Origin of the sequence: Paenibacillus ferrarius, assembly GCF_002027705.1 — a bacterium.
Classification (GTDB): domain Bacteria; phylum Bacillota; class Bacilli; order Paenibacillales; family NBRC-103111; genus Paenibacillus_E; species Paenibacillus_E ferrarius.
Genome location: NZ_MBTG01000002.1, coordinates 226,448 through 240,486 on the forward strand (window position 1 = coordinate 226,448; position 14,039 = coordinate 240,486).

General features: G+C 46.9%; 12 protein-coding genes. 4 read left to right on the forward strand and 8 right to left on the reverse strand.

What is annotated here, in order from left to right; genetic code table 11:
- Positions 1–42: 42 nt before the first annotated feature.
- The 5 genes from BC351_RS03790 to pheS form a co-directional block, all read right to left on the reverse strand.
- Entirely contained in the window at positions 43–405 is a 363-nt protein-coding gene (locus tag BC351_RS03790) for a response regulator (protein WP_079409377.1), read from the reverse strand.
- Positions 406–550: 145 nt separating this feature from the next.
- Entirely contained in the window at positions 551–1,099 is a 549-nt protein-coding gene (locus tag BC351_RS03795; protein WP_079409378.1) for a CvpA family protein, read from the reverse strand.
- Positions 1,100–1,110: 11 nt separating this feature from the next.
- Positions 1,111–3,003, reverse strand: coding sequence for a cell division protein ZapA (locus BC351_RS03800; RefSeq protein WP_158081974.1), 1,893 nt, complete (start codon positions 3,001–3,003; stop codon positions 1,111–1,113).
- Between the two features lie 93 nt (positions 3,004–3,096).
- Positions 3,097–5,526: a phenylalanine--tRNA ligase subunit beta gene (gene pheT, locus BC351_RS03815; protein ID WP_079409381.1), complete on the reverse strand. Its 2,430-nt coding sequence runs from the start codon at positions 5,524–5,526 to the stop codon at positions 3,097–3,099.
- 25 nt (positions 5,527–5,551) lie between these two features.
- On the reverse strand, positions 5,552–6,586 hold the full coding sequence (gene pheS, locus BC351_RS03820; RefSeq protein ID WP_079409382.1) for a phenylalanine--tRNA ligase subunit alpha: 1,035 nt from the start codon (positions 6,584–6,586) through the stop codon (positions 5,552–5,554).
- 523 nt (positions 6,587–7,109) lie between these two features.
- Here pheS and BC351_RS03825 point away from each other — a divergent pair.
- Positions 7,110–7,538: a MarR family winged helix-turn-helix transcriptional regulator gene (locus tag BC351_RS03825; protein WP_079409383.1), complete on the forward strand. Its 429-nt coding sequence runs from the start codon at positions 7,110–7,112 to the stop codon at positions 7,536–7,538.
- Between the two features lie 70 nt (positions 7,539–7,608).
- Complete coding sequence (locus BC351_RS03830; RefSeq protein ID WP_279628303.1) at positions 7,609–9,219, forward strand: MDR family MFS transporter; 1,611 nt, start codon at positions 7,609–7,611, stop codon at positions 9,217–9,219.
- Positions 9,220–9,275: 56 nt separating this feature from the next.
- Here BC351_RS03830 and lepB read toward each other — a convergent pair whose 3' ends face one another.
- Positions 9,276–9,797 (reverse strand): signal peptidase I, encoded by a 522-nt coding sequence (gene lepB / locus BC351_RS03835; protein ID WP_079409384.1) that lies wholly within the window; start codon positions 9,795–9,797, stop codon positions 9,276–9,278.
- Positions 9,798–9,929: 132 nt separating this feature from the next.
- Between lepB and BC351_RS03840 the strand changes: the two genes are divergently transcribed.
- The gene (locus BC351_RS03840) at positions 9,930–10,850 is read left to right on the forward strand and encodes an aldo/keto reductase (protein WP_079409385.1); all 921 of its coding nucleotides are present in this window, start codon (positions 9,930–9,932) and stop codon (positions 10,848–10,850) included.
- Between the two features lie 27 nt (positions 10,851–10,877).
- Positions 10,878–11,831 (forward strand): glutaminase A, encoded by a 954-nt coding sequence (gene glsA / locus BC351_RS03845; RefSeq protein WP_079409386.1) that lies wholly within the window; start codon positions 10,878–10,880, stop codon positions 11,829–11,831.
- A 311-nt stretch (positions 11,832–12,142) separates the two neighbouring features.
- Here the strand turns inward: glsA and BC351_RS03850 are convergent, their stop codons facing one another.
- Positions 12,143–12,328, reverse strand: coding sequence for a hypothetical protein (locus BC351_RS03850; protein ID WP_079409387.1), 186 nt, complete (start codon positions 12,326–12,328; stop codon positions 12,143–12,145).
- 39 nt (positions 12,329–12,367) lie between these two features.
- Entirely contained in the window at positions 12,368–14,029 is a 1,662-nt protein-coding gene (locus tag BC351_RS03855) for a copper resistance CopC/CopD family protein (RefSeq protein WP_079409388.1), read from the reverse strand.
- Positions 14,030–14,039: the final 10 nt, after the last annotated feature.

Sequence of the window (14,039 nt, forward strand, 5' to 3'; positions counted from 1 at the left end):
AGCTTACTGCGATAAAGTGTTCGCGGTAAGCTTTTTTCCTTTTTAAATACTCATAACTTTTTCAATTGTCTCTGCGACTTTGTCCTTATGAAAGGGCTTCACCAAGAAATCTTTGGCTCCTGCCGTAAAAGATTCCATAATCATTTGCCTCTGGCCCATCGCTGAGCACATCACGATCTTTGCACTCGGATCAAAGGAAAGAATGCCTTTAACAGCGGCAATCCCATCCATCTCGGGCATCGTAATATCCATAGTCACCAGATCGGGCTTAATTCTTTTGTAAACTTCCACAGCCTCTAGTCCATTGCCTGCTTCTGCAACTACCACATGTCCAGCATCCATAAGTATTAATTTGAGCATCGTCCTCATAAATGCCGCATCATCCACAACCAGTATGTTTGCCAACCCTAGTACCTCCATCCTAACAACTACAAATTTAATGCTTACTAGGACTATAAATCATGATTCTGGACAATCTCTGAACATTTTCTCGTGCATGATGCTGCAAGCAAATAAAAGCTGCCCTTTCTAAAAGTAGAAAGAGCAGCTTCTATATGGGGATTCCTTGTTTCCACAGGTCTTGGAGCTTGCCTGCTATATTAGGAAGTTCATTGATTAGATACGGAGCTAGGGCAGAGCTTGAGAGCAGCTTTTGGAGCCCATCTGAAGGGATGATGGTAATAACATTGACGGCTATAATAATTATCAACAAGGCTTCAGCTAGTCCCAGAATTGCCCCGCTCCAGCGATTAATAAAATTCAGTCCTGGGGTCTTGGCCAAAATATTCAGTGCCCTGCCGATGAAAACAAGCGCAAATTTGACGCCAAAAAATAAGAGAGCGAAGGCAATTGCATTCAGGATATACGTATCCAGATTGAGCCCTTTGACGATAAATTCGTATTTCTGATAATTTTGATACGTTGGCAATGAGATGGCATTGCGAAGATAGGGTGCAAAATCTTTGTAAAAATAAAAGGCAACGAGATACGCTAAGATGAAGCCTGAAATCGAAACAATTTGGGCTATAAAACCTCTAAAATAACCAAGCAATAAACCCAATGCGACTATTGCCAACAAGACATAATCTAATGTGTTCATTGTCACGTAGGCTACCTGCTGGGGCTATCTGTTTCTACAAGCTCGATCCATTCATGATATTCATTTTGCAGTTTCGCATATTCCTCGCGCAGTTCTCTGTACTCTTCCTTGATTCGTTCAAATTCCTTGAGCTGATCTTCATCATTCATGCTTTGCTGCATCAGCGCATCTTTTTCTTTCTGTATCTGGGCGAGCAAACTTGCTTTTTCTTGCTCAAAACGATTGGCGAGCGCGCTTCGCTCAGCTTGTTCCTGTGCAAGCAAAGTTTCTATCTGACTTTTATAAAGCTTGATTATCGTTTCCTTTTGACTTTCAAACTGTTGAATAATGTTCGTTTGTTGTTCTTGATAGCTCCCTACAAGCTCGCCTTTCTCTTGCTCGGAGAGCTTTAATCTCTCGTTTATGTCGTCTTGATGCATAGCGCTGATTTGCTTGAGCTCCTCATCATGCTTGGCTTTGATGGTCTCTTTATCTAGCTCAAATTGGTGACTCAGCTGTTGTTTGATTTGATCGTTTTCCCCGTGATAATACTGTTTCAGCTCATCTGTATCCTTCTGATGGATCTGTGACAACGTGATCTTCTCAGCCCGATGCTGTTCATTCAGCTTCTGTAATTGAGCGGCTCTTTGCTGTTTCTCCTGCTCAAGCTGCAATTTCAATTGCTGCTGCTTCTGCTTTTCTTGTTCAAGTGCTTGCTGCAGCTGCTCTTGCTGCTGAAGTACCTCGTCACGCTGCTGTTTGTCTTCTTCCAACTGCTTTGCAACGTTGTGGTTCTGCTGCTTAGCCTGCTCCAGAAGCTGCTTTGTTTGCTGATGCTGCTGCTTTTCTTGATTCAGCAATTGATTCACTTTGTCTTGCTGCTGTTTGGCTTCGATTTGCTGCTGTTTCTCTTGGTCCAACTTCTGATTGGCTTGGTCCAACTGCTGTTTCGTTTGCAGCTGTTGTTGCTTGATCTGTTCCAGCTGCTGCTTCATTTGTTGATGCTGCTTTTGTTCTTGATCCAGCGATTGATTAGCCTTCTCTTGCTGCTGTTTGGCTTCGATAAGCTGCTGTTTCTCTTGGTCCAACTTCTGATTGGCTTGGTCCAACTGCTGTTTCGTTTGCAGCTGCTGCTGTTTGATTTGTTCCAGCTGCTGCTTCATTTGTTGATGCTGCTTTTGTTCTTGATCCAGCGATTGATTAGCTTTCTCTTGCTGCTGTTTGGCTTCAATTAGCTGCTGTTTCTCTTGGTCCAACTTCTGATTGGCTTGGTCCAACTGCTGTTTTGTTTGCAGCTGTTGTTGTTTGATTTGTTCCAGCTGCTGCTTGATTTGTTGATGCTGCTTTTGTTCTTGCTCCAACAATTGTCTCACTTGGGTTTGTTGACGTTTTTCTTGATCTAGTTGCTGCTTGATTTGTTCAGCTTGCTGTTTGGCTTGATCATGCTGCTGTTTCGCACTCTCTTGTTGCTGCTTAGCTTGCTGCAGCTGCTGCTTCACTTGATCCTGCTCTTTTTTATTTTTCAGCGCCTCTTCTTTGGCTTGCTCGAGCTCTTGACTGGTTTGGGCAAGTGTTGCTTGATGCTCATTGATTAAGGCTTGCTGACTTTCTTTCTCTTGTTTTATCTCGTTGTAAGCTATCAATAATTTCTCTTGAGCCGCTTTGGTTGCTTCATGCTCTTTTTGAGTTTTGCTCAGCTCTTCCATGACTTCGTTCATGCGGAAGCATTCATCGGCCATATTCACAGCGGCAAGGACAGCGATCCGCTGGGAATCCAGTCGTGGATACCCCTTGGCAATGCGCGTCATTTGGTCGTTCACGTATTCGGCAACACTCTTCATGTAATTGGTGCTGTTGCTTGCTTTCAGCTTATATTGGTGTCCATATATATCAACGGTAATTCTCGATTTATCTTCAATTGTCACTTTTAAATCCTCCCTTAGATGAAAGGCTGGCCCTATCGAGTGTAATTTCGATAAGACCAGCCTGTTTTCCTGCAACTTAAATGGAAAGTTGCACTATTTTCTTAACTCAGCCTCATATTGCTGTTCTAGGGTTTGAACAACTTTGGCATGCAGCTCTGTGACTTCTTCATCAAGGAGTGTTCTTTCGGCGTGGCGATAGACCAAAGCAATGGCTACGCTCTTGCGATCGGCACCTAATCGCTCTCCTGTATAGATGTCGAAAACTTGAATGGATTCTAACAACTCACCAGCTACTTCTTTGATGGATTGCTCCATAAGGCCAACGGGAACGTTAGCTTTAACCACTACTGCAATGTCACGCCCAATGGATGGATAACGCGGCAGCAATTTGTACACGATGGCATCGCCAGCAGCTTCCAAGATCGGAGAGAGCTCTATTTCGAGAACGTAAGTGTCATCGAGGTCACGCTGTTGTTGAACCGTAGGATGCAGTTGACCCATTCGGCCGATTACCTTTTGATCAAGCACAAGCTCTGCTGTACGCCCTGGGTGGAAGCCATCCGGTGATGCGGATTGATAAGTTAACCCTTTTACACCTAGGTAGCTCACAAGCCTGTCAAAGATCCCTTTAATATCGTAGAAATCAACAGATTCTGATTTTTGTGCCCAATGTGCTTGGCGGCGTTTGCCCGTCAATACGATAGACAGAAGAAGCTTCTCTTGCGGCAAGGTTGTTAATGTCTCTTCGTCCGTGAGGAAGACTTTGCCGATTTCAAAAATGGCCACATCATCCATCGTACGGTTGCGGTTATAGCTAACAACGTCCAGCAAATGCGGAAGCAGGCTGGTGCGCAATTGACTTCGATCCTCGCTCATTGGCATTGCGAGGGAGATTGGCTTCGCAGTTGGGTATAAACCAGGCAGCGAAGTCGTTTGATTCGAATGCGTGAAGGAATAGGTGATGACTTCATGCAATCCGCTTTGTGTCAGTAGATTCCGTGTGATGCGACGGATCGACTGTTCTTTGGACAAGGAGCCCGGTGTGGTCACACCGCTCATCAAGGTCGTCGGGATGTTGTCGTAGCCGAAGAGACGTGCCACTTCTTCGATCAAATCGACATCCCGTGTGATGTCTCCGCGGCGGCTCGGCACATGCACGAGCAGCACGCCTTCGCCCGCCTGCTCATAAGTGAAATGCAGGCGCTCGATAATTTGACCCATCTCGGCCAAAGAAAGTTCAGTGCCGAGATATTTATTCACACGGTCAGCAGCAAGGTAGATAGCGACCGGCTTGTGTGAGCCTGCTGCGGCTTCGACGACGCCGTCAGCGACTTGACCTGCTGCGTACTGAGCAATAAGCGCAGCCGCACGGTTCAAGGCCGGAAGCACGGCTTCCGGGTTGACTTCTTTCTCGAAGCGAAGACTCGCTTCAGAGCGAAGGCCCAGCTGACGCGAAGTGCGGCGCACGGAGCTGCCTGCGAACTTCGCGGATTCCAGCAGGATCCGAGTCGTGCCATCGGTCACTTCAGAGTTAGCTCCGCCCATGACACCAGCGATCGCTACAGGCTTCGTACCGTCCGTTACGAGCAGCATATGCGGCTCCAGCGTCCGTTCCACATCGTCAAGCGTTACGAGCTTCTCGCCGGCTGCAGCAAGGCGTACGTCGATATGACCGTTGTTCAGCTGCTCCGCATCAAAGGCATGAAGCGGTTGACCATATTCAAGCATCACGAAATTCGTGATGTCTACGATGTTGTTGATCGGGCGGATACCAGCGGCCATCAACCGGTTCTGGATCCACAGCGGAGAAGTGCCAACGCGAACGCCTTCGATTAAACGAGCGGCGTAGTGCGTGCACTGCTCTGTTGCTGTAATGTTCACGCTGATACGGTCTGAAGCTTTTACAGCGCTTGTTCCAGCTGTTTCCGCATCAGGCAGTTTCACGCTGCGGCCAAGAATAGCCGCGATTTCGTACGCTGCTCCAAGCATGCTCAAGCAATCCGAACGATTCGGTGTCAAATCGAGTTCCAGCACTTTATCATTGATCGCCAGAACATCCAGAACTGAGCTGCCGATTTCTGTATCTTCCGGGAGAACCAGAATGCCCTCCTGAATTTCTTTGGGCAGGAGCTTGTCATTGAGTCCAAGTTCCTTGGCTGAGCAAATCATTCCTTGAGATTCGACGCCGCGCAGCTTAGCACGTTTAATTTGCAGTCCGCCAGGCAGCACAGCGCCAATCATCGCGACAGGCACTTTTTGTCCGGCATCCACATTTTTGGCTCCGCAAACGATTTGCAGATCTTCGCCTTGCCCTGCATCAATCGTACAGACACTTAGTTTATCGGCATCCGGATGTTTTTCACGTGTTTTGACATAACCGACGACAACGTTGGTTACACCTTTATTCCGATCCTCCACGATATCCACTTCGATGCCGCTTCGGGTTAATTTTTCTGCTAATTCTTCTGCTGTGAAGCCTGTTACATCCACATATTCCGATAACCATTGATAAGAAACCTTCATGCTTAACCCCTCCTTTTCCTTTTGCTTACAAGTGTAAGAATTGCTTTAAGAACCGCAAATCATTGGTATAGAAATGACGAATATCTTCAATCCCGTATTTCAGCATAGCAATGCGCTCTACGCCCATGCCAAATGCAAAACCGGTATATTCTTTGGGATCATAGCCACCCATCTCAAGCACGCGCGGATGCACCATACCCGCTCCAAGAATTTCCAACCAGCCTGTTTGTTTGCATGTCCGGCAGCCTACGCCGCCACACATCGCACAGCTAACGTCAACTTCAACACTTGGCTCTGTGAATGGGAAAAAGCTCGGACGCAAGCGAATGCGCGTCTCTTTGCCGTACATCTCTTGCACGAATTGAAGCAGCGTTCCTTTCAAATCGCTCATTCTTACGTTGCGGTCGATAACCAAACCTTCAATTTGGGTAAACATATGAGAATGTGTCGCATCATCATCATCGCGGCGGTAAACCTTGCCTGGACAAATGATTTTAATCGGAACCTCGCCTTTGCGTTTCTCCATCGTGCGAACTTGAACGGGTGAGGTCTGTGTACGCATCAGTATCTCATCGGTAATATAGAACGAATCTTGCATATCGCGCGCAGGGTGGTCCTTTGGCAAATTAAGCGCCTCGAAATTGTAGTAGTCCTGCTCTACTTCTGGACCTTCAGCAACCGTATACCCCATACCGATGAAGATATCTTCGATTTCTTGAATGACTTTGCTGAGCGGATGCACAGCACCTTGCTGAGACGGGCGACCTGGCAAAGTGACATCAATCATTTCTGCGCGAAGTCTGGTTTCCGTTTCTTGCTGTTGATACGCTGCTTGCTTCTCTTCAATGACCGTTTCGATCGCAGCACGAACATCATTCGCTACTTGACCGATCACCGGTCTTTCCTCAGCACTTAAAGCGCCCATACCGCGCAGAACCTCGGTTAACGGCCCTTTTTTACCCAAATACTTAATCCGTAAATCGTTCAGCTCCTGCTGACTTTGCACGCCGCTTAGTTCTTGCAGCGCTTCTAGCTTTAAAGCTTCTAACCGCTCTTTCATTGCAATCCCTCCTGAATTAGGCCCCTCTATCGCCTGAAATGAAAACACAAAAAAGACCTTCCGCTCCCTCGCAAGGGACGAAAAGCCGTGGTACCACCCTAATTAGATTCGTTCATAAGCAAATAAGCCCCATGAATAAATCTCACTTCATTCCAGATAACGGACAATGTGTCCGGTTCCCTCTACTTAGAAGCTAATCATAGCTCTCTGTTCAAAGGACTGCTCGGGAGCGAACTTCAGCAGCCTGATTCTCGGGGACCGCTCTCAATCTTCGGCTTTCCCTCCCTGTCAAGAAGCACTGCGTACTCTTCTCCGTCAAAGCATTTCCACGTATATGTATCAGTTATTATATGCAAGATACGTTGGAGATGCAAGTTGAACCGCCATAAAAGGCAAAAATTCCTGTTGACTTCGAAAAGCGATCGGCGTATATTTTACTTAAACAATTTAAATATTAATTAATATAATTATTTCATTATATAAATATTCAAACTTTTAATGAAATTTCAGAGGAGGTTTTGCCATGGAAGATGATTTGCTTGCTTACACCGATCGCTTCCGTACAACGCTGGAAACGACTCATCGTAAAATCAGCTTAGCTGTACTCTCCAAGTTGGATACCGAGCTAACCAGACCGCAGTTGTTCCTGCTGTTCATGATTGCCAAAGAAGGCATGCCCAAACAATCCCACCTGGCTGAGAAGATGGGCGTCAAACCTAGTGCGATCACGGTGATGATTGATCGTCTAGTCCAGAGTGGGCATGTTATTCGAAAACATCATGAGACGGATCGACGCATTGTTTTGGTTGAAGTAACGGATACAGGGAAAGCTATCATCAAGATGACTGAGAATGTTCAGAGGGACGTTATTGCACGCGGACTTTCTCAGCTTTCTCCGGAAGATCGACATGTTCTTGTGAATGCTTTTGAGAAGCTGAATACTTATTATTAATTTATTTCTCTTATTCCAATAAGGAGTGATTCAAGTGGAAAACATTCAAAAATCAACTTCTACCGATTCCATTGAAGCAGAAACAGCGCCCGAGCTCAAGAATCGCGGCCTCCTGTTAACAGGTCTCATCATTGCCATGCTTTTCGGCGCCTTGGACGGCACCATTGTTGGTACCGCAATGCCGCGTATCGTCGGCGAATTCGGTGGTCTCGGGCTTATGGCTTGGTTGACGACAGCTTACATGCTAACATCGACGGTTGTTGTTCCAATCGCAGGTAAACTCGCCGACTTAATCGGCCGCCGTGTCATTTATGTAACGGGTTTAGTTATCTTTATCGGAGCTTCCGCCCTTTGCGGGATGTCTCAAAACATGACGGAGCTGATCTTGTTCCGCGGCTTGCAAGGTTTGGGCGGCGGTATTATGATGCCGATGGCTATGATTATTATCGGTGACTTGTTCACTGGCAAACAACGTGCCAAATGGCAAGGTGTTTTCGGAGCTATTTTCGGATTATCTTCCGTTATCGGGCCCCAAGTCGGCGGGTGGATTGTTGACGCATGGAACTGGCGCTGGGTTTTCTACATCAACCTTCCAGTCGGTATCCTAGCTGTTATCTTAATCGCCTTTGCCCTGCCTAAACACAAAGCAACAGGAAAAGTAAAATTCGACATTCCAGGTATCGTCACCATGATTGTCGGGGTTGTCAGCTTATTGCTTGCTTTAACTTTCGGTGGCAAAGACTTCGCTTGGTCATCTTGGCAAATCATTGGCATGATCGCACTAGCTGTCGTATCCTTGGTTTCCTTCGTCATTATTGAAAGCAAAGCGCAAGAGCCTATTCTACCTGTTCGATTATTCAAAAATAGAACCTTTTCAACCATTAACGGCATAGGTTTCCTGATGTCTGTCGGCATGTTCGGCGCGATCATGTTCGTCCCGCTCTTCATGCAAGGCATTGTCGGCATCAGCGCATCCGCATCCGGTACCGTTATGACGCCGCTTATGCTTACGATGATTGCGGCCAGCGTTGTTTCCGGTCAATTCATCCATAAAATCGGGATCAAGCGGCAAATGCTGGTTGGTATGATCATCATGGCTGCAGGCTTTTATTTACTCAGCACCATGGGTATTGATACAACCAAATTGATCGCATCCAGCTATATGTTGGTCCTTGGTCTTGGTATGGGGCTTGTTATGCCAATCCTGACCCTTGCCCTGCAGGAGAGCTTCCCGAAATCGGAGCTTGGCGTCGTTACCTCTTCCAGCCAATTCTTCCGTCAAATTGGGGGTACCTTCGGGATGACGATTCTGGGTGCCATTATGAATCATAAATCAACGGTTTTATTAGAACAAAACTTGTTGCCCGTTGTTAAGCAGCTGCCCGCAGAAGCGAGTGAGCTAGCAAATCAAATGACAGGGATGGTTCACACGAACCCTCAATCGTTATACTCTTCTCTGTTAAGTCCGGAGGCATTGGCCAAAATGCCAAAAGAATTCGTCGAGCACATGCTGCCTATTCTCAAAAATGCGCTGGTTACTTCCCTTCACCAAGTGTTCATCGTAGGTTTAGTGTTCGTGCTGCTTGGCGCCGTGCTTACTTTATTCGTCGGCAACATTAAAGTGTCCGACCGCAAATCAAAACCCAAAGATGAGAAAGAGCTTTCGCCAAATCCCGCATAACGAAAACACACCCGTCAGGAGCTGCTATCTCCTGGCGGGTGTGTTTGATTTTCTCTCTATTCAATCGTTCCCATATGACTCAGCGGAAACAAACGAAATACCGCTTTGCCGATCAAATCCTTCTCTGGGACGAATGGAGTTGGCCACATGTGTGAATCGTAACTTTCATTTCTGTTATCGCCAAGGAAGAGGTAATTCCCGGCTGGAACTGTTACTTGTTTAAATGTGTAGGTCATCGCAGATTTCACGTAGGGCTCATCCACTTTTTGACCATTACGAATCAGGCTGCCGTCTTTGATTTCTATCGTATCTCCGGGCAAGCCTATCAAACGCTTGACGTAGCGGTCCTTGTTATTGGCCAGCGGCGGCCAAAAGACGACGATATCACCGAAGCTGAAATTAGTTAACGGCTTCATCTTCTCCACGATCAATTCGTCTTTCAACTGGATGGTTGGAAGCATGGAACCGGTTGGAACCGTAACAGCCTGAGCCACATACGTATTGATAATTAGCGCCGCGATTACGGCAACCGCGATACTGGGCACCCATTCTTTCAAGGTTTTCAAAATCATTTTCATCGTAATATGACTTCCTTTCTGTGACGGATGATATCTATATACACATTAGATGATCTAGTGCCAACGTACATTAATATAAAATAAAAGTTTGTTGTATAATGAGGTTGAAACCTAAATAGGAGAGTGATAATCATGAAATATCGTAGACTTGGGAAAACAGACTTGAAAGTTTCCATCGTTGGAGTTGGCACTTGGCAATTCGGAGGGGAATGGGGACTTACCTATACACAAGCTGAAGTCGATGCCATCCTTGATCAGGCTGCTGAGGTGGGCATCAACTTAATCGATACCGCTGAATGTTATGGCGACCATTTGTCAGAGTCATTCATTGGCAATTATTTATCACGCCGCAATCGTGAGAATTGGGTCGTGGCTACGAAGTTCGGTCATCACTTCCATGATTTGTTTACTAGAACTGACGATTTCAGTGCTGAAGGGGTTATCAAGCAATTGGATGATTCCTTAAAATCTTTACATACGGACTACATTGATTTGTATCAATTCCATTCCGGACCGGATACTCTTTTTGATAATGATCTCCTGTGGACTACGTTGGACAAGCAAGTCCAAGCTGGCAAAATTCGTCATCTGGGCACTTCCATCGGCAGCAATGCGAATATCCACCAAACGGAAGCTTCCAGCAAGGTGAACTCCCAAGCGATCCAAGTTGTATACAACCGTCTGGACCGCGCCCCTGAGGAGCTTGTCTTCCCATCCTGTGTGAGCCAAGATCTAGGCGTTCTAGCCCGTGTTCCTCTCGCTAGCGGCTATTTGAGCGGCAAATATAAGCCAGGCGCTGTGTTCGGCAATACGGATGTTCGTCACCGTCACGATGCGGACAGTGTGAAGCAGAAGCTGGAAGAAGTCCAGCGTATTCAACAAGACGAAGTACCACAAGGCATGGACATGGCCAAATGGGCACTCGCTTGGTGCCTGAAGCACGATGCCGTCACAACTGTTATTCCCGGCTGCAAGAACCCTGAACAAGTCATCGCAAACGCCAGTGCTACAGATTTGATCAGCGACAACCACCCGCAAGCTTGGAAAGCCTAGGCGTAATAAGGAAGGAATGACTTCAAGATGAGTCACAACCCACACGATCAAACATGGAAGCAGCTCACAGACCATTTGGGGGAGTGGGTTACCGAAAGCAAGAAACATACAACGGATGGTCATGTTGCTTCCTACATTCCTGAACTTGCCAATGCGCCTGCGGAAATATTAGGAATCTGCATCATGGATGCAAGCGGCAGCATCGCTGCAGCCGGAGATTCCAATTTCCGCTTCACTTTGCAAAGTATTTCAAAAGTATTTACGCTGATTCTCGCTCTGATGGATAATGGCGAAGCGGCTGTCTTCTCTAAGGTAGGCATGGAGCCTACTGGTGATGATTTCAATTCCATGCTGAAGCTGGAACTGGTGGAACCAGGCATTCCATTCAACCCGCTTATCAATGCCGGTGCTATCGCGATATCGTCTTTGATTGCAGGCAAGGATTCAACGGAGCAAATTGCACGAATCCTGACATTTTTCCGTGAAATTGCGGATAATCCTTCGCTTGAAATCAATGCCGCTGTGTACAAATCCGAGTCCGATACTGCGCACCGCAATCGTTCGCTTGCTTACTTCTTGAAAGACAACGGCGTGCTCGACTGTGAAGTAGATGACGTGCTTCGCACCTATTTCAGCCATTGCTCCATCGAGGTCGATTGTACAGACTTAGCAAGAATGGCGCTCGTTCTCGCTCACAACGGGGTTGATCCGATTCGCCATCAACGCCTTATTCCGCGGCGCTTCGTGCAGATCGCCAAGACGTTCATGTTTACCTGCGGCATGTACAATGCGTCAGGCGAATTCGCCATGAACGTTGGCTTGCCTGCCAAAAGCGGGGTGTCCGGCAGCATTCTATCGATGGTGCCTGGGCAATACGGGATTGGCGTTGTCAGCCCTCCCCTGAATCGCAAAGGCAACAGCACCGCCGGCGTTCACCTATTGGGCAAGCTGTCGCAGGAATTCGATTGGAGCTTGTTTTGAGCACGTTAACGATAACGTTATCGGGATCTGGCGTTTCCATCGGGCATGGTTTCTGATTCGCCCACAGTTAAAACCTGCGAAAATGCAGGTTTTTTCAACAAAATCAGGTGAAAAGTGGAAAAGCCTGCAATAATGCAGGAATTCTCCACTTTTTCCTTCAATAATCAAGAAAAGACCTCAAAAGCCTGCACAATCGCAGGAATTTCACGTTTACAGGTTAATCCACGCTCAAAAGGATGCACAATTGCAGGTTTATATAAAATAAAGCCGCGGCCATCACATTGTTTACTGTGATGGCCGCGGCCCATTTACTACTGAATAGCCTGTTTAACACGTTGCAGCGCTTCGATCAACTCATCAATCTCATGCTCATTCAGCCTGATCGCGACATAATTCGGTGCAATTCCGCCATCATTGACTTCTATAATGGCTGCTTCATCCTTGTCATCCAGCTTTACGGACAACTGATTCCGATCCAACATATGAACCCACGCCATGAGCGTCCCCCGCTTTCTACCATTAGGAATGTCGATCCATTAATAAACGATAAATGTTTTGTGGTATACCGTTTCATTATCCTCGGGATCCATGACGCGCATCTCCAGATCCCAATTGCCTCTAAATGGCAGATAGGCGCCTTCAGCTTTGTAGCTGAATTTGGCAAAGCCGTAGGATTCTTCCTCGGTTTTATCCACATAGAGCGTTAAAGGCACATTAATCGGAGCAATTTCGGCATCATCGGTGTAATGAAGGATCATTAACACCTGTTTGGGTTTGCCGCTATTTTCGGGAAGGAAAACCTTGGCAACGAAGGAGTTCGTTCCTTGTATTTTAGGCGTAATATCTGCGGACACGTGAACTTTCTCGCCCATCTGATGCCACTGCAGCGGCTCATTCTCAGGAATTGGCGCCACATAGGTGATAATACCTACCAGCATGATAATAACGATCATAAGTGTAAGATCAAGTCTTACCCACAAGAAGGACCGTTCTGCCTTTTTCTGACGCATGTACAACCGAATAACCAAACCTAAGATCATCACAAGAACGACCGCGCCTGTTTTTACCAACAGCAGTATCCCCCAAGAGGAGTACAGCAAGTAATGCAAGTTAGGCAAAAACAATAGGACAGATGCGGAGCCAGAAAGGGTCAGCACAATAATTGAAATCAAAGCCATATTCGAAAACTTTTGCATATAGACGCTGAGCTCTGGGCTCTTTTGACGCCATTTCACATAAAGAAGGACCAAGCCTCCCACCCACAGGGCAGCACCAAGCAAATGAATAAAATCAAGTCCAATTGTCGCCCATAGAGGCGAAAAGGAAGCCGCGTGACCGCTGAAGCTTTTCACAGCAAGCAAGCTCAAAGGCCATAGGAAATCGAACCATCGGAATCTGCCGGCAAGGGCAAAGCCAAGGAAAGATAACACTAACAACAGAACCCAAGCGATCCCAATATTCGTCGCGCTGAATAGCTGCCACAGTTCGTTGATTCCGCCACCGCCCAGCAAATCCTCCACATGCGTGAAAATAAGCAGCAACAACGCTACCAAATGAGCTCTTTGCAGATTAAGCGTCCAAGACGACAAGGATTTACGCGCTTCAGCACCGATTACACCAGGAAGCCGCAGCCATATGATCCAACCTGTCATAGCTAATATCATGAAATACCACAGTCCGCGAGACGCATATTGCAGCAAAACTTTCGTTGTCAAAGGACCTGAACCATGCTCATGACCGGCATGAGCGGAAGGCAGATCAAGCGTATCCTCTTGAGGCGGATTACCGATCGTAATCGGATAACTCCCCCCAACCGGATGGCCGTCTGCGGATATCACATGATAGCTAATTAAATACACACCTTCAGAAAGCTTAGGCAAATCAAGCTCTACGCCGGTTTGTTCTTTGTTCAAGCGAGCCTTGTTGCTGGTGACCTCGTTGCCGTCATGATTGAATACTTTGATGTAAAATAGCCCTGCGTCTAATGATTCATTGAACGTAACCGCGACTTGCGGCGGTGAGTTTTCAAGCTTTGAGCCGGATTCCGGAACAGCTTGTACTAATGAAGCATGCGCTGAAGCGCTCTGCGGTACAAGAACAACACTGCTCAACATCAAAGCCAGCATGCACATCAGCATGGCCGGTGCGAACAAGCTGCGCATGGAAGCGCGGCGTTTAAATTTTTTAAATATTAACATGATTCATATC

Coding starts and splice junctions, on each gene's coding strand:
- BC351_RS03795 (WP_079409378.1), bottom strand. CDS start 1,099: ATGAACACATTAGATTATGTCTTGTTGGCAATAGTCGCATTGGGTTTA.
- pheT (WP_079409381.1), bottom strand. CDS start 5,526: ATGAAGGTTTCTTATCAATGGTTATCGGAATATGTGGATGTAACAGGC.
- pheS (WP_079409382.1), bottom strand. CDS start 6,586: ATGAAAGAGCGGTTAGAAGCTTTAAAGCTAGAAGCGCTGCAAGAACTA.
- BC351_RS03825 (WP_079409383.1), top strand. CDS start 7,110: ATGGAAGATGATTTGCTTGCTTACACCGATCGCTTCCGTACAACGCTG.
- lepB (WP_079409384.1), bottom strand. CDS start 9,797: ATGAAAATGATTTTGAAAACCTTGAAAGAATGGGTGCCCAGTATCGCG.
- BC351_RS03840 (WP_079409385.1), top strand. CDS start 9,930: ATGAAATATCGTAGACTTGGGAAAACAGACTTGAAAGTTTCCATCGTT.
- glsA (WP_079409386.1), top strand. CDS start 10,878: ATGAGTCACAACCCACACGATCAAACATGGAAGCAGCTCACAGACCAT.
- BC351_RS03850 (WP_079409387.1), bottom strand. CDS start 12,328: ATGGCGTGGGTTCATATGTTGGATCGGAATCAGTTGTCCGTAAAGCTG.
- BC351_RS03855 (WP_079409388.1), bottom strand. CDS start 14,029: ATGTTAATATTTAAAAAATTTAAACGCCGCGCTTCCATGCGCAGCTTG.